The organism is Stenotrophomonas sp. MYb57 (genome assembly GCF_002966815.1).
Taxonomy (GTDB): Bacteria; Pseudomonadota; Gammaproteobacteria; order Xanthomonadales; family Xanthomonadaceae; genus Stenotrophomonas; species Stenotrophomonas indicatrix.
Window position 1 is genome coordinate 159,410 of record NZ_CP023271.1, and the last position, 18,483, is coordinate 177,892.

At 67.3% G+C, this 18,483-nt stretch carries 22 protein-coding genes; 12 read left to right on the forward strand and 10 right to left on the reverse strand.

From position 1 onward, the window contains the following. Positions 1 to 26 precede the first annotated feature (26 nt). The 4 genes from CLM74_RS00650 (at position 27) to CLM74_RS00665 (ending at position 3,858) form a co-directional block, all read left to right on the forward strand. Positions 27 to 1,088, forward strand: a complete 1,062-nt coding sequence (locus CLM74_RS00650; RefSeq protein WP_105164911.1) for an ATP-binding protein — start codon at positions 27 to 29, stop codon at positions 1,086 to 1,088. Beyond that, on the forward strand, positions 1,081 to 2,529 hold the full coding sequence (gene ntrC / locus CLM74_RS00655; protein ID WP_100437163.1) for a nitrogen regulation protein NR(I): 1,449 nt from the start codon (positions 1,081 to 1,083) through the stop codon (positions 2,527 to 2,529). Before CLM74_RS00650 ends, ntrC begins: the two co-directional genes overlap by 8 nt. A gap of 93 nt (positions 2,530 to 2,622) precedes the next feature. Further along, on the forward strand, positions 2,623 to 3,192 hold the full coding sequence (locus CLM74_RS00660; RefSeq protein WP_025875951.1) for a superoxide dismutase family protein: 570 nt from the start codon (positions 2,623 to 2,625) through the stop codon (positions 3,190 to 3,192). Positions 3,193 to 3,225: 33 nt separating this feature from the next. Continuing rightward, on the forward strand, positions 3,226 to 3,858 hold the full coding sequence (locus CLM74_RS00665; RefSeq protein ID WP_105163227.1) for a superoxide dismutase family protein: 633 nt from the start codon (positions 3,226 to 3,228) through the stop codon (positions 3,856 to 3,858). Between the two features lie 133 nt (positions 3,859 to 3,991). On the opposite strand, the gene CLM74_RS00670 is transcribed toward CLM74_RS00665, so the two are convergent. Next, positions 3,992 to 5,062, reverse strand: coding sequence for a TonB family protein (locus CLM74_RS00670; protein WP_033832714.1), 1,071 nt, complete (start codon positions 5,060 to 5,062; stop codon positions 3,992 to 3,994). Positions 5,063 to 5,161: 99 nt separating this feature from the next. Next, positions 5,162 to 6,049, reverse strand: a complete 888-nt coding sequence (locus tag CLM74_RS00675; protein WP_105163228.1) for a hypothetical protein — start codon at positions 6,047 to 6,049, stop codon at positions 5,162 to 5,164. 93 nt (positions 6,050 to 6,142) lie between these two features. Here CLM74_RS00675 and CLM74_RS00680 point away from each other — a divergent pair, with 93 nt between their 5' ends. Beyond that, a complete protein-coding gene (locus CLM74_RS00680; RefSeq protein ID WP_105163229.1) occupies positions 6,143 to 7,438 on the forward strand; it encodes an acetyl-CoA C-acetyltransferase in 1,296 nt (431 codons plus the stop codon). Between the two features lie 152 nt (positions 7,439 to 7,590). Here the strand turns inward: CLM74_RS00680 and CLM74_RS00685 are convergent, their stop codons facing one another. From CLM74_RS00685 to CLM74_RS00695, 3 genes are all read right to left on the reverse strand, one after another. After that, entirely contained in the window at positions 7,591 to 8,898 is a 1,308-nt protein-coding gene (locus tag CLM74_RS00685; RefSeq protein ID WP_105163230.1) for a heme biosynthesis HemY N-terminal domain-containing protein, read from the reverse strand. A gap of 6 nt (positions 8,899 to 8,904) precedes the next feature. Then, positions 8,905 to 9,885: a uroporphyrinogen-III C-methyltransferase gene (locus CLM74_RS00690; protein WP_105163231.1), complete on the reverse strand. Its 981-nt coding sequence runs from the start codon at positions 9,883 to 9,885 to the stop codon at positions 8,905 to 8,907. 104 nt (positions 9,886 to 9,989) lie between these two features. Further along, positions 9,990 to 10,778: a uroporphyrinogen-III synthase gene (locus CLM74_RS00695; RefSeq protein WP_105163232.1), complete on the reverse strand. Its 789-nt coding sequence runs from the start codon at positions 10,776 to 10,778 to the stop codon at positions 9,990 to 9,992. A 33-nt stretch (positions 10,779 to 10,811) separates the two neighbouring features. On the opposite strand from CLM74_RS00695, the gene CLM74_RS00700 reads away from it, so the two are divergent. The 5 genes from CLM74_RS00700 to CLM74_RS00720 all read left to right on the forward strand — a co-directional run bounded on the left by CLM74_RS00700 (position 10,812) and on the right by CLM74_RS00720 (position 13,902). After that, positions 10,812 to 11,279: a YiiD C-terminal domain-containing protein gene (locus CLM74_RS00700; RefSeq protein WP_032951885.1), complete on the forward strand. Its 468-nt coding sequence runs from the start codon at positions 10,812 to 10,814 to the stop codon at positions 11,277 to 11,279. A 32-nt stretch (positions 11,280 to 11,311) separates the two neighbouring features. Then, a complete protein-coding gene (locus CLM74_RS00705; protein WP_032978037.1) occupies positions 11,312 to 11,743 on the forward strand; it encodes a hypothetical protein in 432 nt (143 codons plus the stop codon). Positions 11,744 to 11,800: 57 nt separating this feature from the next. Then, entirely contained in the window at positions 11,801 to 12,238 is a 438-nt protein-coding gene (locus CLM74_RS00710; protein WP_025875933.1) for a rhodanese-like domain-containing protein, read from the forward strand. A 99-nt stretch (positions 12,239 to 12,337) separates the two neighbouring features. After that, a complete protein-coding gene (secB, locus tag CLM74_RS00715) occupies positions 12,338 to 12,856 on the forward strand; it encodes a protein-export chaperone SecB (RefSeq protein WP_025875931.1) in 519 nt (172 codons plus the stop codon). 20 nt (positions 12,857 to 12,876) lie between these two features. Continuing rightward, complete coding sequence (locus tag CLM74_RS00720) at positions 12,877 to 13,902, forward strand: NAD(P)H-dependent glycerol-3-phosphate dehydrogenase (RefSeq protein ID WP_025875929.1); 1,026 nt, start codon at positions 12,877 to 12,879, stop codon at positions 13,900 to 13,902. Between the two features lie 94 nt (positions 13,903 to 13,996). On the opposite strand, the gene CLM74_RS00725 is transcribed toward CLM74_RS00720, so the two are convergent. Next, positions 13,997 to 14,470, reverse strand: a complete 474-nt coding sequence (locus tag CLM74_RS00725) for a nuclear transport factor 2 family protein (RefSeq protein ID WP_105163233.1) — start codon at positions 14,468 to 14,470, stop codon at positions 13,997 to 13,999. 108 nt (positions 14,471 to 14,578) lie between these two features. Between CLM74_RS00725 and CLM74_RS00730 the strand changes: the two genes are divergently transcribed. Then, the gene (locus CLM74_RS00730; protein WP_105163234.1) at positions 14,579 to 15,256 is read left to right on the forward strand and encodes a hypothetical protein; all 678 of its coding nucleotides are present in this window, start codon (positions 14,579 to 14,581) and stop codon (positions 15,254 to 15,256) included. Between the two features lie 30 nt (positions 15,257 to 15,286). Here the strand turns inward: CLM74_RS00730 and CLM74_RS00735 are convergent, their stop codons facing one another. Continuing rightward, complete coding sequence (locus CLM74_RS00735) at positions 15,287 to 15,655, reverse strand: hypothetical protein (protein ID WP_033832719.1); 369 nt, start codon at positions 15,653 to 15,655, stop codon at positions 15,287 to 15,289. A 467-nt stretch (positions 15,656 to 16,122) separates the two neighbouring features. Further along, positions 16,123 to 16,335, reverse strand: a complete 213-nt coding sequence (locus CLM74_RS21610) for a helix-turn-helix domain-containing protein (protein ID WP_199776064.1) — start codon at positions 16,333 to 16,335, stop codon at positions 16,123 to 16,125. A gap of 364 nt (positions 16,336 to 16,699) precedes the next feature. Here CLM74_RS21610 and CLM74_RS00745 point away from each other — a divergent pair, with 364 nt between their 5' ends. Next, the gene (locus CLM74_RS00745; protein ID WP_025875920.1) at positions 16,700 to 17,143 is read left to right on the forward strand and encodes a Rid family hydrolase; all 444 of its coding nucleotides are present in this window, start codon (positions 16,700 to 16,702) and stop codon (positions 17,141 to 17,143) included. Between the two features lie 93 nt (positions 17,144 to 17,236). On the opposite strand, the gene CLM74_RS00750 is transcribed toward CLM74_RS00745, so the two are convergent. Both CLM74_RS00750 and CLM74_RS00755 read right to left on the reverse strand, forming a co-directional pair. Further along, complete coding sequence (locus CLM74_RS00750; protein ID WP_025875918.1) at positions 17,237 to 17,713, reverse strand: nuclear transport factor 2 family protein; 477 nt, start codon at positions 17,711 to 17,713, stop codon at positions 17,237 to 17,239. Positions 17,714 to 17,776: 63 nt separating this feature from the next. Beyond that, the gene (locus CLM74_RS00755; RefSeq protein WP_099786282.1) at positions 17,777 to 18,346 is read right to left on the reverse strand and encodes a TetR/AcrR family transcriptional regulator; all 570 of its coding nucleotides are present in this window, start codon (positions 18,344 to 18,346) and stop codon (positions 17,777 to 17,779) included. Positions 18,347 to 18,483: the final 137 nt, after the last annotated feature.

The following is an 18,483-nucleotide window of genomic DNA, read 5'->3' on the forward strand; positions in this document are numbered from 1 at the left end:
CCCACGTTTTGCACTACATTGGTGCAATGTCCGACCCCGCGCCCCCGCCGTCCCTCGATGCCCTCGGCACGCCGCTGGCCTGGGCCGGGCCCGATGGCCGCATCGCCGGCTGCAACCCGGCCTTCGCGCGCTGGCTGGGCGTCAGCGGCCGGCGCCTGCTCGGCCAGCCGTTGGCCGCGCTGGAAGTGCAGGGTGAGGCGCTGGCCCATTTCCTGGCCCGCGATGAGCGCGACAGCCTGCGCCTGAACCGGCTGGCGTTGGCGCTGCCGGGCGAAGCCGCGCGTTTTGCCGAAGGCTGGATGAGCCGCCGCGACGATGGCGGCTGGCTGCTGGAGGCGCATCCGGTCGATGAGTTCCCCGGGCTCGACCCGACCCAGGCCCTGCCCAGCGCGCTCAGCGCAGCGCTGAAGGGCCTGGCGCACGAACTGCGCAATCCGCTGGCCGGGTTGAAGGGCGCCGCACAGCTGCTGGCCCGCCGCGCGGCGCAGCGCGATGCCAGCGAACGCGAACTGATCGACCTGATCGGCTCGGAGATCGAGCGGCTCAATGGCCTGCTCGAGCAGCTGCTGTCACCGGCACCCGCCGCGCCACATGCGGCGCTGAACATCCACGCCGCGCTGGAGCGGGTGCTGCGCCTGGCCGAGAACGAGGCCGGCTGGGCCGTGCGCCTGCAGCGCGACTACGACCCCAGCATCCCCGAATTCGATGGCGACGCCGACCGCCTCACCCAGGCGGTATGGAACCTGGTGCGCAATGCCATCCAGGCCGGTGCCGGCAACATCACCCTGCGCACCCGCGTTGAACACGGTGTGCGCATCGCCGAGCAGCTGCACACCCTGGCGTTGCGGCTGGAAATCGCCGACGACGGCCGTGGCGTGCCCGAAGAACTGGCCGAACATCTGTTCCTGCCCCTGGTCAGCGGTCGCGCCGAAGGCACCGGCCTGGGCCTGGCGCTGGCCCAGCAGGTCGCGCGCGAGCATCGCGGCACGCTGACCTACCGGTCGCGCCCGGGCCATACCGTATTCACCCTGCTGCTGCCGATCGGCAACGGCACCGCCACCGCCGAGGAGGCCCCGCGCGATGTCTGAGTCTTCCGCGTCCCCGCCGTGCATCTGGGTGGTCGACGATGACCGCGCCGTGCGCTTCGTGCTGTGCACCGCGCTGCGCGAGGCCGGCTACCAGGTGGTCGACTTCGACAGCGCCGCCCCCGCACTGCAGGCGCTGGCTGATAGCCCGCCGCCTGCGCTGCTGTTCACCGACGTGCGCATGCCCGGCGACGATGGCCTGGTGCTGCTGGACAAGCTGAAGGCCGCGCTGCCGCAGCTGCCGGTGGTGGTGATGTCGGCCTACACCGACGTCGCCAGTACCGCCGGTGCGTTCCGCGGCGGTGCGCACGAGTTCCTGTCCAAGCCGTTCGATCTGGACGACGCGGTGGCACTGGCCCAGCGCGTGCTGCCTGCGGTGGCGCCGGCCATGGCCGCGCCGACTCCCGCCGCAGAAGCCGCCAGCGACCAGCCGCCGCAACTGGTGGGCGATACGCCACCGATGCGCGCGCTGTTCCGCGCCATCGGCCGCCTCGCGCAGGCGCCATTGGCGGTGCTGATCATCGGCGAAACCGGTACCGGCAAGGAGCTGGTGGCCAACGCGCTGCACCGCGAATCACCGCGTGCGCAGCATCCGTTCGTCGCGCTGAACACCGCCGCCATTCCCGCCGAGCTGCTGGAAAGCGAGCTGTTCGGCCACGAGGCCGGTGCGTTCACCGGCGCGCAGCGGCGCCACATCGGCCGCTTCGAGCAGGCCAACGGCGGTACCCTGTTCCTCGATGAAATCGGTGACATGCCGTTGCCGTTGCAGACGCGCCTGCTGCGCGTGCTCGCCCAGGGCGAATTCTTCCGCGTGGGCGGACGCGAACTGATCCGCGTCGATGTGCGCGTGGTCGCCGCCACCCACCAGGATCTGGAAGGACTGGTCGCGCAGGGAAAATTCCGAGCCGACCTGCTGCACCGCCTGGACGTGGTGCGCCTGCAGCTGCCGCCGCTGCGCGAGCGCCGCGAGGACATCGCGCAACTGGCCACCACGTTCCTGGCGGCTGCCGCGCGCAGGCTCGATACGCCGCCCAAGCGGCTGACCGCCGCCGCCCTGCAGGCGATGCGCGAGCACGATTGGCCGGGCAACGTCCGCGAACTGGAAAACGTGTGCTGGCGCATGGCCGCACTGGCCGCCGCCGATACCATCGGTGTGGCTGATGTTGATACCGCGCTCAACCGCACCCGCAGCCGGCGCAGCAGCGCGGCCGCCGGTGACCCGGGCCAATGGGAAGCGCTGCTGTCCGAATGGGCACGCCGGCAGCTGGCCGAGGGCACCGAGGGCCTGCACGCGCAGGTGCGCGAACGGGTCGACCACGCCCTGTTGGAGGCCGCCCTGCAGATCACCCACGGTCGTCGCGCCGAAGCCGCCGCGCGCCTGGGCCTCGGCCGCAATACGCTTACCCGCAAGCTGGGCGCCGGTCGCCGCCGCGGCGGCCATTGAACGGTGCCTGCACGCGATCCTCGCACCCGCTTGCCGAACTGTTGATCCTCCATGGACGATGCCGTCCGTAGTGTTACCTGCAAGGAGTCCTCGATGCGTTTGTCCTTCGCCCTTCTGCCGCTGTCCGCTGCCGTGCTCCTGTCTGCCTGTGGCAGCGCACCGAAGAAGCCGCAGCCCACACCGCCGCCGGTGGTCACCACGCCCGTGGCCCAGCTGGCCGAAGCAAACCTGGCGCCAGCCTCGGCCAGCATCGTCAGCGGCCGTCTGGTGTTGAAGACCGAAAGCGGTGGCGTGCACTTGACCGGCCTGGTCGGCGGCCTGCAGCCGATGCAGCAGGCCGGCTTCCACATCCACGAGCGCGGTGACTGCAGCGCGGTGGACGCAAGCAGCGCCGGCAACCACTTCAATCCCGCCGGCGTCGCCCACGGTCGTGCCGGCAGCGGCAAGCACCACCTCGGTGACATCGACAACCTGCAGGCAGACGCGCAGGGCCGCGCCAACATCGATGTGCATCTGAAGGGCGTTACCCTGGGCGGAGGCGCCGCCACGGATATCGCCGGGCGTGCACTGGTCGTGCATGCCAGGGCCGACGACTATCGCAGCCAGCCCGCCGGCAATGCCGGCGTCCGCATCGCCTGCGGCGTGATCCGGGTAACCCGCTGATCACACCACCGGCATTTCCCAAGGAGAGTTTCCATGCGTCTGATCCACACTTCGCTGTTCGCGGCCATCGCTGCACTGGGCCTTGCCGCCTGCAACCAGCAACCGGCAGCACCGGCAGCCGAAGCCCCGGCCACCACCCCGGCCGAAGGTTCGGCAGCACCGGCCGATCCGGCCACTGCACCGGCTACCGCAGCGGCCCCGGCAGCCGATGCCTCGGCCACTGCCGAACTGGCACCGACCCAGGGCAATGAAACCAAGGGCTCGATCACCTTCAAGCTGGTCGACGGCAAGGTGCACGCATCCGGCCAGATCAGTGGCCTGAAGCCGGGCAGCGAGCACGGCTTCCATATCCACGAGAAGGGTGACTGCAGCGCGCCGGACGGCATGAGCGCCGGCGGCCACTTCAATCCGGGCAAGCAGGACCACGGCAACGTGGCCACTGATCCGCACCACGGTGGCGACATGCCCAACATCAAGGCCGACGACAAGGGCGTAGCCACCATTGATGGTCCGGTGTCGAGCAACGTCAACATCGGCAAGGGTGATGATTTCGACATCATCGGCCGTGGCCTGATCGTCCACGCCGACGCGGACGACTACAAGACCCAGCCGACCGGCAACGCCGGTGCGCGACTGGCGTGCGCGGTGATCAGCAAGGCTCCGTAAGGGCGGTTCTTCTGGAAATGGAAAACGCCGGCAAACGCCGGCGTTTTTCTCTGCCCCCTGTAGAGCCGGGCCAGGCTCGGCTGCGCTTCAGGCGGCCTGAGTCGAGCATGGGCTCGGCTCTACAAACGATCAGTCAGCGGGACCTCAGGAGCAGTGCATCGCGTCGCTGCCGCAGTTCAGCGCATTCGGCGGGGCTGCTTTCACACAGGATCGAGATGTCGGTCTGCATGTGGGTCTTACCCGTCGTGGCATCGATCACTTCGCGCTTGAATGTGCGCACCACGGCTGGTCCCGTGTGGTGGGGCGGTACCATCACCAGCCAATGGGTCAGGGTCACCGGCTTCAACCGTCCCTTGGTCGTCTCAATTTCCCGCATGATCGCGCCAACACTGGTGTTGTAAAGCGTCACTCCGGGCTGACTGGGCTGATCCGGCGCAAGATCTACGCCCTTCATGTTCGGCAGCTCTTTGACGAAGCCGGCGACGGTGCCGAACTCCAACAGTGCGTCATTTGCGATCACGACATCATCCGGCTCCGGTTCTGACGCCGCCGGGGCCGGCAGCTGGCTCCGCGGTTGGAAGTTGAACGACTGGGTGAAGCTGATCCAAGGGTGCTTCACGGGCGTGTCCCGCGGGCAGGTCAGACGCCAGTTCCGTGCGGCGGTGAGCAGCGTGTCATCGATGCGCGCATCACCACTGCTCCTGCCGATCTTCACCTCCGTTATTGCCGGATCGCCGGCCATCGGGCGCAACCAGACCTCCACCGAGCCGCGCAGACCGCTGGACCGCAGTGCGCTGGAGAACCTGGGCTCGTTGTCCGCCCAGCTCAGGCGGTCCAGCCGGCAGGCCGGCTCCGGAACAGGCACGACCGGTTGCGCGATGCCGCCCTGGCCCTGGCACAGATACTGCCAGCTGAGGGCAGCCTTCCGGGCTGCATCATCCAGCAGCCGGTTGCGGGAGCCGTTCAGCACACGCGCATCGTGGGCGCGGCCCTGCGCATCCACGCTGACCTGCACCTTGACCGTGTTGCTGAAGCTGACATTGCTGTCGTAGACCTCGGGCTCTGCCACGGCAGCAGCGAAGGCCGGCGCAAGTGTGCAGGTGGGTGTCGCGGCAATCGGTGCTGCCGCCTGCGCCATGATGGGAAGGCCACATATGGTGGTGGCAAGCAGGGTCAACCCTGCCGATTGAATCGTATGCAGCATGCAGTTCGTCGTTGTCCGCGCATGAGCGGTCCATGCACAAGCCCGTAATGATCACACATCGAGCCGCCGAACCGGTCGGCGGCGCGTGGTGCGGCTTGATCAGCGCGCCAGCAGCTCGCGCGCGTCCTGGCCGGCTTCGCAATGCACGAACAGCACCGGCACACCGTGCGCTTCCAGCACCGCGGCCATCTGCCGCTGGCGCATCAGGAACTGCTCGTAGATGCCCTGCAGGCGCTCGCAGTCGCCCTTGCCGTGGTTGTAATGCGCGCACCAGCCGGCCGGGTCGAACAGCGCCATGCGCGCTTCGCCCTGCGTATAGCGCAGCAACGGCTCGGGCGCGTCACTCAGCCACTCGTCCTGGCCCGGGGCCAGGATCGCGGTTTCAATCAGCGGCCACAGCGCGGCCAGTCCCTGGTTGTCGTACTGCATCGACATCATCGCGGCCAGGTCGTTCACGGTGAAATAGCGTGCGTGCTCCACGCGCGCACCGAACGTGTTCTGTGCCATCAGCGCGGTATCGGCATGGGCCATGCCATTGGCCAGCAGCACCTCTTCCAGGGCATCGGCCACGGCTGTCGTGGTGGCCACGTCGGTACCGGTCAGCAGGAACGGCACCACCCGCAGGCCACCGCCTACCAGGGTAGCGTCGGCCTGGAACGGCAGCGGCACATCACCGCTGGCATCGGCGCCGAAGGCCAGCACGCGCGGGCCCTGGTTGCTACCGGGCGCGCGCATCTGCAGTTCTTCCAGGCGGCGATGGATCGGCCAGCCGGGGCGAAGCACTTCGGCCGGATCGAAATGGGCGGCGGCGAACACCAGGTCCAGCTCGGCCACCTGTGGCACCAGCTTGGACAGGTCGCGGCCGACGCGTTCGGCCAGTTCACCGGCCTGTTCAGCGCTGAGCACCGCCTGGCGGGGGATTTCGCCGCCGGCCAGTTCCAGGGCCAGCACGCCAAGGGCATTCATCGCAGGGTCGGGTTTGCTCATGGTTCCACGGTTGGCCCATCACAGGGCGGCAGCTACACTTGGCCCCATTATGCCTGCTCTGTCGTGCAGGCCATGTTGCAGACACCCTCATCCATGCCAGGTATCTCCATGCCCAACGCTCGTCCCGTCGCCATCCTCGGTGGCGTCCGCATTCCGTTCTGCCGGCAGAACACCGCGTACTCGGATGTCGGCAACCTCGGCATGTCGGTGCGTACGCTGGGAGCGCTGGTCGAGCGCTTCGGCCTGCACGGCCAGCAGCTGGGCGAAGTGGCGATGGGTGCGGTCATCAAGCACTCCAGCGACTGGAACCTGGGCCGCGAAGCCACGCTGTCCTCGGGCCTGTCGCCGTTGACCCCCGGCATCACCCTGCAGCGCGCCTGCGGCACCTCGCTGGACAGCATCATCACCGTTGCCAACAAGATCGCCCTGGGGCAGATCGAGTCCGGCATCGGCGGTGGTTCGGACACCACCTCCGACGTGCCGATCGTGTATGGCAAGAAGCTGCGTGTGCGCCTGCTGGCTGCCAACCGTGCCAAGAGCACCGGCGACAAGATCCGCGCACTGACCTCCGGCTTCAAGTTCGCCGAGCTCAAGCCGGAGTTTCCGGGCGTGGCCGAGCCGCGTACCGGCAAGAGCATGGGCGACCACTGCGAGGACATGGCCAAGGAGTGGAACATCTCGCGCGACTCGCAGGACGAGTGGGCGGTGTCTTCGCACAAGAAGCTGGCCGCAGCCTATGAGCGCGGCTTCTTCAATGACCTGATCGCACCGTTCCGCGGCGTCGAGCGCGACAACATCCTGCGTGCCGACACCTCGCTGGAGAAGCTGGCCACGCTGAAGCCGGCCTTCGACAAGGTATCCGGCCGTGGCACCCTGACCGCAGCCAATTCCACCCCGCTGACCGATGGCGCCGCCGCCGTGCTGCTGGCCAGCGAAGAGTGGGCACGCGCACATGGCCACGAGCCGCAGGCCTACCTGCGCGACGCACACGTGTCGGCCGTCGATTTCGTGCACGGCGAAGGCCTGTTGATGGCGCCGACCGTGGCCGTGCCGGAGATGCTCAAGCGCAACGGCCTGACCCTGCAGGACTTCGACATCTACGAGATCCACGAAGCCTTCGCCGCACAGGTGCTGTGCACCCTGCGTGCGTGGGAGAGCGAGGATTACTGCCGCAACCGCCTCGGCCTGGATGCGCCGATGGGCCGCATCGACCCGGACAAGATCAACCTGCTGGGTTCGTCGCTGGCCACCGGTCACCCGTTCGCCGCCACCGGTGCACGCGTGATCGCCACGGCGGCCAAGCAGTTGGCCGAGCGCGGCGGTGGCCGTGCGCTGGTGTCGATCTGCACCGCCGGAGGCATGGGCGTGGTGGCGATCGTCGAACGTTGAACGCCACGGTAGTGCCGGCCGCTGGCCGGCAACGTTGGAATTGAAAACGCCGCCCGATGGGCGGCGTTTTCGTTGATTGCATCCCCTGGTGGGTGCCGAGATTGCATCCTCTGGTGGGTGCCGACCGTTGGTCGGCACACCTTCAGCCAGGGTCACGGCATCCGCGGGTTGCCAAACGCGTCGCGCTCTTCATTGGCGTCGTACACCGGCGGCAGCGGTGCAATCGACTGCTCCTCGACGGTCGCATGCCGCGGCGGGTCAACCACCGCTGCCGGTGCACGCACCAGCGCCACGCTGTCTTCGCCACGCTGCAGGCGCAGCGCGTTGGCCAGGCACTGCGCGGCCAGCACGTGTTCGCCACGTTGCGCGAAGGCTTCGCCCAGCGCTTCCCATGCAGGGGCACCAGCACCCGCGGCGATGGCTTCATGCAGGAACGCATCGGCCGCGTCCCACTGCTGCTGCGCCAGCGCGATGCGGCCCTGGGCCAGGCGCAGGGCGGCCGAGTCGTCATGCACATTGCGCCAGCGCTGCAGGTTGGCCTGGCGCGTGGCCAGACGTTCGGCCGGCAGACGGCCATACACGGCCACCAGTTCGTCATCCCAGCGGTGGTCCAGCGCCTGCTCAAGCGCCAGCAGTGCCGGTTCGTCCCAGTCCAGTGCAACTGCACGGGTGGCGTAGGCGGCAACCACGTCCGGCGTCGGTCGCAGCGCCTTCGGCGTGGCTTCCCACTGCGCAGCCAGGGCGTTGACGTCACCCGCTTCCAGCAGTGCCTGCGCGGCCAGGCGTGCTTCCAGCTCGCTGCTGGCCTCGGCCGGAAGCACCTTGGTCTGGCGCAGCGCGCCCAGCTGGCCGTAAGCCTCGTGCGCGCGGCCAGCACGTGCCAGCGCTTCGGTACGCAGCCACAGACCACGCGGCGGCAGCGGCTGGATCGCCGCCACATCCAATGCGTTGATCGCATCCACCGGCAGATCGTTGGCCAACAGCTGCTCGGCACGCAGCAGTGCCTGCAAGGTCGCATCGCTTTCGCCCAGGCGCTGCAGCAGCGCCTCGGCAGCGGGTGCATCGGCCCGCACCTGCGCGCTGCGCACGGCATTGGCCAGGGCAACCCCGCTCACTTCCGGATCCTTGGCGGCGCCATCCAGCAGCTTCTCGGCGCGCTGCCACTGGCCATGCTCATAGGCCAGCAGACCATCGATCAGGCGCACCCGGCCCTGCTTGCGGCGGTAGCGGCCCCAGGCACGGAACGGTGCGGCGATCAGGCTCCACAGCAGCCACAGCACCAGCACGCCGATCACCGACAGCAGCGCTACCTTCGGCAGGTTGCTGTGGTAGTCGTAGCCGCCATAGCGCAGGGTCACTTCGCCGTAGCGGTTCAGGTCATCGGTGCCGAGCCATTGCGCGGCAACTACGCCAATGGCCACTGCCAGCAACAGCACGACCAGTGATTGCAGGGGTTTCATACGGGCTTACCTCCGGTCGGTCTGGGTACGCAGTTGTTGCAGGGTGCTGCCAAGCACGGTGTCATCGGCCTGCAATGGCAGCGAGCGCAGGGCATGGAGTTCAGCACGTTGCGCGCGCAGGTCCGGTGAATCCGGCCAGCGCCGCTGCGCCCAGAGATCGATTCTGTTCAGCGCGGCATCGCGGCCTTTGCCGTCGCCGCGCTCGATCGCTGCGCGGGCCAGGGTCAGTTCCAGCTGCAGCGCCGTATCGATGGTGGTGCGCTCGGCCGACGTCAGCGGGCCGTTCAGGCGGCTCGGGGTGATATCCACGAAGGGCGCCAGCGCGGCCTGCCACCACGGTTTTGCGGTGTTGTTGGCCGGCGTCTGCGCGATCTGCGAAGGCAGGCCCTGCAGGGCCTTGCCCAGCGCGTCCAGGCGTTGCAGTGACAGCACGCGCGGGCCAGCGCCCAACGCATCCAGCGCGTTGCGTTCCTGCACCAGTGCCTGGCGCAGGTTCAGGCCGTCGCTGTCGGGCAGATCGGCCAATGCAGTGGCGGCCAGCGCATACAGCCGGCGTGAGCCTTCCACGTCATCGGCGAAGGCCAGCCGCTGTGCGGCCTGGGTCAGCAGCAGTTCGGCCTCATCGCGCTGCACGGCCTGACGGCCCTGGTTGGCGCTGTCGGCCAGCTTGGCCAGGTTTTCTTCCAGCAGGGCACTGCGTTGCGACAGGCCCAGCACTTCGTCGCGCAGCACCCGGTTGGTGGTGGCCGCATCCTGCAAGCGCTGGCTGGCAGCACGCTGGTCGCGGCGCAGGGCCTCGACCGTAGCCTCCAGCCCCTTCAGCTGCACGGCGGTGGTCTGCGCCTGCGCCAGCTGGTCGCTCTGCTGCTTCTGCCAATAGTGGTAGCCGGCATAGCCGCCCGCGCCCAGCACCGCCAGCACGGCGAGCGGCAGCAGCCAGCGCATGGGGCGATGGGGCGATGGAGCGGGCGGCAGAGTGTCGTTCATCGGGCTTCCTTGTCGGCGGCAATGCCGGAACAGATCCGGCAGGCAGCGTTGTGCACAGCATCACTGTTGCCGACGACACCGGCAAGCCGCTGCCGGGTGCCTGTTCAGGTCGCTGCCGGGCCGGTGAGCGCAGTGTGTGCAGCGGCCATCAACTGAACGCTGGTAGGGCCCTCGCTGCGCACCACCCGGGTCAGCCCCAGGGCCTGCGCCTGCGCGCCCAGCCGGTCGCTGGCGACCAGCGCGATCGCGTTCGCCCGCAGCCGCTGCTGCCAGTGCGCAGGCAGCTGCTGCCAGAAACGCTGCAATGCCTCGCCACTGCTGATGGCCAGCAGCCAAGGCGTTGGAGAACGGGCCAAACGCGCCAGCATGCGCCGTGACAAGCGCAGCGGCAGCCTTCGGTAGACATCAGCGCGGGTGATCTGCGCGCCCGCGGCCTGCAACTCAGCGGCAATCAGGCCCCTGCCTCCCGGTGCGGTCACCAGCCCGATCTGCATGCCCCGCACATCGCCCAGCACCGGCATCGCCAGCAGGCCCTCACTGTCCATCCGCTGGGGCGCATGGACGTCAGCGACGCCATGGGCCAGCAGGGCACGCGCCGTGCCTTCGCCCACCGTCAGCCACGGGCTGCGCTGCGCCGCCGCCAGCGGTAGCAGGCTGGCCGCTGCGGCCACGGCCGCCGGGCTGGTGAACACCACCCGATCGCTGGTCAGCGCCCGTTGCAGTTGCTGGCGCGCGGCGCTGCCCTGCAGACGCTGCAGCCGCCAGGGCGAAAGCGCGACGGTACGGCCTCCCAGCCCTGCTGCGGCGTGGCGCAGCGCCGCCTGCTGGCCCTGCGGGCGCAGCGAGATCAGGGTCCAGCCAGTGGGTATCGTATGGTTGGCCATTACCGTCATTATGCGGGCCCTTCGTTGTCGTGGTTGCTGCTGATGGCTGTTGATGCCCTGACCTCTTCGCTGGCTGCCCTGCAGGACGTGCTGGACTGCATGCCGGCGGTCCGCGCGATGCAGATCCGCCTGGATGGCTATGCCGACGGCGTGCTGCGCATCACCGCGCCGCTGGTGGCCAACGTCAATGACAAGGGCAATGCGTTCGGCGGCAGCCTGGCCTCGGTGCTGACCCTGTCCGGCTGGGCGCTGGTCAGCCTGCGCCTGCGCCTGGCCGGCCACGACGCCGAGGTCTACGTGGCCGACAGCAACCTGCGCTACCTGGCACCGGTCTATGAAGACCTGCATGCCCATGCCGAAGCGGCCGGAAGCGGCGCCTGGGAGACCTTCCTGGCCACCTTCCGCCAGCGCGGCAAGGCCCGCATCAGCATTGTCGCCACCCAGCCCGGTGCCGACGGCAAGGCCGCGGCCGAATTCAGCGGTCGCTTCGTTGCCTTCGCCAAAGGGTAGGATGGCAGGCTGACGCCCTGCGGAACCCACCGATGCGCCGCCTCATCCAGATCCTCCTGTGTTCCCTGCTGCTGCTCAGCGCCGCCGCCGGCGCTGCCGCCGACGACCTCAGCCGCAAGCAGCGCAAGCTGCTGGAAGAGACCCAGATCGCCTACGGTGCCACCATCCGCTGGGGCAGCATGGACGACGCCATCGCCTATCTGGACCCGCAGCTGCGCAAGTCCAAGCCGCCGACCGAGTTCGAGCTCAACCGCTATGCGCAGCTGCGCGTGTCGTCCTACCGCGAGCGCAGCAGCGCATCGCTGGACGGCGGCCAGGTCGAGCGCCGGGTCGAAATCGGGGTGATCAACCAGAACACCCAGGCCGAGCGCACCGTGGTGGTGACCGAGCGCTGGCGCTGGGATCCGGAAGCCAAGCGCTGGTGGCAGAGTGCGGGCCTGCCGGACCTCTGGCAGGGGCAGTGACGGGGCGCTCCCGGCTTGTGCGACAATCGGCGCCCGCTTAATCGACCCGTGACCTGAGTGAATTACGAAGAGTTGCTGGCCTTCGCAGGCCGAAACCCGATGCTGTCCGCGGCCCTGGTCGGCCTGACCGTGGCCCTCATCGTCACCGAAATCCGCCGCCTGTTCCGGGGCTTCAAGGGCATCAAGCCCGCCGAACTGACCCAGCTGATCAACGCGGGCGGCACGGTGGTGGTTGATCTGTCGCCCAGCGCTGATTTCGAAAAGGGCCACATCGCCGGCAGCCGCAGTGCCCAGGCCAGCGCGTTCGGCCCCGAGCACAAGCTGGTGGCCAACGCCAAGCAGGCCCCGGTGGTGCTGGTGTGCCGCAGCGGCAACGCGTCCGAGACCGCCGCCAAGGCGCTGAAGAAGGCCGGCTTCGAGAAGGTCTTCGTGCTCGACGGCGGCATCCCCGCGTGGCAGCAGGCAGAACTGCCGCTGGTCAAGGGCCGCAACTGATAGCAGGCGGTGGCGGATGTGGCCTTGTTTGCGCCCTCCGCCGCCCCCATCGCAGTAATTCGACCATCGTTTTCATTGCATTCACTGGAGTTACTGGAAATGTCCGAAGAGACCACCAACGGCGCTGTCGCGCCGGTCGATGCCGCCACCGGCCCCGCGTTCACCGTCGAGAAGATCTACGTCAAGGACGTTTCCTTCGAGTCGCCGAATGCCCCGTCGATCTTCAACGACCAGGTGCAGCCGGAACTGCAGCTCAACCTGAACCAGCAGGTCCAGCGTCTGGGCGAGAATGCCTTTGAAGTCGTGCTGGCCGTGACCCTGACCTGCCAGGCCGGCGAGCGCACCGCGTACGTGGCCGAAGTGAAGCAGGCTGGCGTGTTCGGCCTGGTCGGCCTGGACCCGCAGTCGATCGACGTGCTGCTCGGCACCCAGTGCCCGAACATCCTGTTCCCGTACGTGCGTCAGCTGGTCAGCGACCTGATCCAGGCCGGCGGCTTCCCGCCGTTCTTCCTGCAGCCGATCAACTTCGAAGGCCTGTACGCAGAAACCCTGCGCCAGCGCCAGGAGCAGGGCGACGCACCGTCGCTGGCTGACTCCGAGCCGGCCGGCAACGCCTGATCCCGGCCGCGACGTCACGGATGAGCACTACCGCTGACAAGATTGCCGTACTCGGCGCCGGTTCCTGGGGAACCGCGCTGGCGACGCTGCTCGCCCGCCACGGTCGCCAGACCGTGCTGTGGGGGCGCGATGCCGCCGTGGTTGAGGCCATCGACCAGCGCCACGAGAATCCGCGTTACCTGCCGGGCATTCCGTTGCCGGAATCGCTGCGCGCCACCACCGACCTCGCGTCGGCGGTGGAAGGTGCCGCCTGGATCCTGGTGGTGACCCCGTCGCATGCATTCGGTGAAACCGTGCGCGCGCTGGCACCGCTGCGTCCGGCCGGTGCCGGTGTGGCCTGGGCCACCAAGGGCTTCGAGCCCGGCTCTGGCCGCTTCCTGCATGAAGTAGCGCGCGAAGTGCTGGGCGAGGACGTGCCGCTGGCCGTTGTCACCGGGCCGTCGTTCGCCAAGGAAGTCACCCTGGGCCTGCCGACCGCGATCACCGTGCACGGCGACGTGCCCGAGTTCGCGCAGACGGTGGCCGAGGCGATGCACGGTCCGGCGTTCCGCGCCTACACCGGCGACGACATGGTCGGTGCCGAGCTGGGCGGTGCGATGAAGAACGTGCTGGCCGTGGCCACCGGCGTCGCCGATGGCATGCAGCTGGGCCTGAACGCCCGTGCCGGCCTGATCACCCGTGGCCTCAACGAGATGCTGCGCCTGGCGGCAGCGATCGGCGCCAAGCCGGAAACGCTGATGGGCCTGGCGGGGCTGGGCGACCTGGTGCTGACCTGCACCGGCGACCTGTCGCGCAACCGCCGCCTGGGCCTGGCCCTGGGCCGCGGGCAGACGCTGCAGGACGCCATCCGCGAAATCGGTCAGGTGGTCGAGTCGGTGCAGACCGCAGACGAAGTGATGCGACAGGCGCGCCGTCATGGTATCGACCTGCCCATCTCCGACCGCGTGCGCGCCGTGCTGCATGGCGAGCAGACCCCGGAAGAAGGATTGCGTGCGCTGTTGGCACGCGAACAGAAGCCGGAGTATCCGGATACGCTGTTCAAGTGAATCGAAAACCCCGGCCCAGTGCCGGGGTTTTTTTTTGCGTGCGCGAAAGCCATCCACGCATGGCGTGGATCTACTGTGGAACCCGCAGCGCCCATCACCGCGACCGCGGCGGCGTGTTGGTGTTGTCCATGTCCGAAAAAATCATCCACGGCCCACCCGCCACGCGCTTCAACGTCAGCGTGAACTTCCCGGTATCGCCTGCGTTGCTGCCGTAGGTGTAGGCACCAATGATGTAACCGGTGGATTCCTCTGCGGCATAGGCCAGCGCACGCAGCCGCAACGGGCTGCTTCCCTGGCCGGCATACGCCGCCTCGATCGCCGCGCGCCCGCGCACGGGCGGCTGGTTGCTCTGCAGGATGAAACCGTCCTCGGCGAACAATCCCGCCAACGCCTTCGCATCACCGGCGCGCCACGCCTGTTCGTAATCGCGCAGCACGCGATCCAGCGCGGCGGGCAGGGGGACATCGGGTAGCGAGATGGATAAGGGCGCAGCGGGCTGTTGCGCAATCACAGGCACGGCCAGCAACAGGCCACTGAGAAGCATCGAGGCAAGTAGTGAACGGCGCATGCGTCTGCATCCTGGCAGTGATGGAAGGCGTGATTGCCAGAGTATCCACCTTGGCTGGCGGGTAGAATCACGCGGTCGCCGGCTGGGCGAATGGACACAGGACAGGGAATGACGTCTCGAATGATGGGAATGGCAGGGCTGGTCGCGTTGCTGGCTGCGTGCACGCAGGCACCGGCACCGGAAGCAGGCACCGCAGCTGCACCCGCCACTACTGCTGCGCCGACGGAAGCCCCAGCCGCCACGGCCACGGTGGTCGAGAACGCGCCTTCCGTCGAAGACGGCGTGGACCCGTCGGTGTGGGACAACGAAGGCGAGCCGGAAGGTGAGACCCCCGGCGCCGAACTCACCTGCGCAGACAATCCGCTGGCGACTTATTTCTTCACCCTGGTCGGCGGCAACACCGTGGACGACTGCGGCCGCAAGGACCCGAAGGTGCTGGCCGCGTTCGACGCCCTGATGAAGAACACTGCGGCGGCCGAATCGCCCGACAAGAACATCCCCTCCCTGCGCGAACGCCTGCTGAGCGGTCCCAGCGGGCTTGGCGAATTGATGGTGCTGCAGGGCGAGCCGTGGTGGCTCTACACGGCCTGTCAGGCGCACCAGTGCTCGACCACCGCGCTGGCGATGCTGTATTCGCCGACGCACTCGAAGATGGTCGGCCGCCTTACCACTCGCTGCAACGTGTGGTGGCTGGGCGAGCCGAACGCGGAGCAGCGCGCGCTGATCGAGCGCGAGCGGCCGGTGGACGAGGCGATGCTGAAGGAAGAAGGCGATTCCTGCGAATGACCGGCGGTAACGCCGGAAGATTCTCCGGCGTTACGCCTCAGGCCGCATCCGCGCGCTGACCTGCGCGGTCAGCGCCAGGCACGCCATCATCAAACCCTCCATCACCCGATCGCCCACGTATTCGTCGTCCGGTCCGTTCTGGCGGACGCGCTCGGCCGCCAGCAGCATTTCCAGCGCGATGCGCAGGCCAGCCAGTGCGCAGTCCGCATCGGCCAGCGCCATGCGGCGGCCGGGCATCTGATGACGCTCCGGCCACGGCTGGCCGTCGGCGGCTGCGCCTTTTCCAATCCGCGTCAGCGTGGCGATGAAAGCTCTGGGATCGATCGCAGATGCTTGTTCTGATGACGCATCGCCAGCTGCGCGATAGGGATGGGGGCGGGGGAATTCCGGTGCAGTCATGGCTGGGGCTCCGTGCAGGACAGACGGTAACCGCCACACAAAGGTGGCGGGCGGAGACGTGGCTCGAAAACCGGGCGCTTGTTGAAGCCGGCAGGCACAGGGCCTCCACGCTCCGCCCGCCATAGCCGGCAGACGGATTGCCAGCCGGCGTCACGCGGGGTGACGCCGGCTGGCAAGCGTAATCAAACAAGCGCACGGGTCTTCGAGGCCCGGCCATCCTTTTTCGATGGCCCGCCATCTGTACCTCTGTGGCTGCGCAACGCCAATCAGACAAGTTGCATTCAACGCTTGATGCAAGACGCTTTCGGCATTCTCCCACGCTGTTAAGCCACCCCAGACGCCGATGGCGCAAGGGCCTTAAGCGATAGAGGAATATGCGACATGGGTCGTGATTGCCAGCGTAGTGGGCTGACACCTCAGCGAGGCAATAACGACAGAACTCCGCGACGCGGCGATACAGCGTGGGGCTAGTCGAGCTCTATGAGAAAGCGCGTGGCCATGGCAGATGGCACCACAGACGCCCCGACCCGCTTCAGTTCAACCAGCCCATAGCCTTCCATCATCCGAAGGGTACGAGAAAGGCTTGGAACCTTGCGCCCGCAGTGCTCGGACAGTTCGGTGAGCGACCTGGGTTGAAGTTCGCGCAGCAGCCGCAACAGCCGGCGGTTCTCATCGCTCAATACTGCGGCCAGGGAAGACAGGGTGGAGAAGGCTATCGCCCCCTCCGTAACCTGCGGCGGTGCCGATCTGTCCTTTCGTTCTCCGCCGATGACACAACGTCGGAAGGTACTTTGGACTGGCGAACGGCACGTATCGGAATCTGTCATCGGTGCGGGATTGCATTGGGACCGATAGATCATGTCTGGCCGAGCACGCGCTGGATTGAACAAACGGCGCATGGATGGTGCAACCGAAGGCTGTGTCTGCTTCCGGCCAGCAGCCGCCGCACGAGGCTCACGATCACGCTTGCCTCACCCGTTCGGGGCAGGCGGGGACCCGAGCCTGCCGGCAGACTGGCGACCTTATCCTTGGAAGGACAACGCAATGAGCACCTCCAACCGGAAGACGGCCAGCTTCGGCGTGCCGTGGGAATCGGCCTATGGGTATGTACAGGCCGTGCGCGTGAACAATTCGATCTTCGTATCGGGCCAGCTCTCGCACACGCCGGAGGGACAGCTGGTGGCGCCGGCCGCTCTGGGCGCTGATGGAAAGCCTGCCAACTTCGACACCATGGAAGCGCAGATGAAGCGCACCTACGAGAACGCGCAGGTGTTGTTGGCCGAGCTGGGTGGATCGTTGGCGGATGTGGTTGAGGAAACCCTGTTTGTCATTGATGTGCCTGCGGCGTTCGCCGCCAGCAGCAAGGTCAGGCCTGCCGTCTATGGCCAGCCTGTTCCCCAGGTGGCCAGCAACCTCATCGGGGTTTCCGCGCTCGCCTTCCCCGAACAGTTGATCGAGATCGCGTTCCGCGCTGAAGTGCAGCCGTAGCCGGACCCTGAAGCGAAGGAGCACCCCGTGCTGACATGGAAAGCCCGCGGGCGCATTCACGCCCGCAGGCCTTCCTCACGTTGGCTCCGCAACTTACATGCCCAGGTCGGACAGCCCCGGGTGATCATCCGGGCGGCGCCCCAGTGGCCAGTGGAACTTGCGTTCGCTGTCCTTGATGGGCATATCGTTGATGCATGAGAAGCGGCGCTCCATCAGACCATCCGCGCCGAATTCCCAGTTCTCGTTTCCATAGGAGCGGAACCAGTTTCCAGAGTCGTCGCGCCATTCATAGGCGTAGCGCACGGCGATGCGGTTGCCGGTGAATGCCCACAACTCCTTGATCAGGCGGTACTCAAGCTCTTTCTTCCACTTTCGGGCAAGGAACTGCCGGGCTTCCTCGCGGCCGTTGGTGAACTCGGCGCGGTTTCGCCACTGGGTGTCGAGCGAATAGGCAAGCGCCACTTTGTCGGCATCGCGGGAATTCCAGCCATCTTCTGCCAAGCGAACCTTCTGGATCGCCGATTCGAGAGTGAACGGGGGAAGAGGGGGACGGGGTGCTTCTGCGGACACGGTGGGGCCTCCAATGGAAATGGATGAACGGGGTACTGCGGCGGGATTTCGGTTACTGCGGCGTTAGCGCGTGGCTTGCTTCAACAACACCTGCGCAACTTCCCTTGCGGTGTCTGCGGCGTCGTAGTCACCCATCACGCGCGATACGGTGATGGCGCCTTCCATCAGAAGCAGCAGCTGCTGCGCCAGAACGGCCGGCTGCGCGATGTTTAGTTGCCCGGTGAGCTCCAGCGTGTAATCGAGCAGTTTCTGCTTGTGATGCTTGGCGATCCTGCGGATCGGGTCGTGCGAATCGCCGACCTCACCTGCCGTGTTGATGAAGGCACAGCCGCGATAGCCCTCGGACTTGAACCAACCTTTGAGCACCGTGAACATGCCCAGGATGCGCGCTTCCGGGCTGCCGGCCTTGTCGCATTCCTGCCTGAACCAGTTGAGCCAGCGCACGTCCCGCGCGTTCAATGCGGCTGCGGCAACCTGGTCCTTGTTTTCAAAGTGTCGGTAAATGCTCTTGCGCGCAACGCCAGAGGTCTTCACCAGCAGATCCATGCCGGTCGCATGTATCCCGTTCTGGTAAATCAGCGCCTCCGCCGTGTCCAGGATCTTCAGTCGGGTGTCGGTCGTTGTCTTATCCATGGCGCCAAGGTAGAACGATCGTTCTACCTTGTCAACCAGCGATTACACATCAGCTCGGCGGCACAGTTGCCGAAGGCGACCTGCCAGGTAATCCGGACATTTCCAGAACCTGTAGCGCCCGGCCGGGTTGACGAATA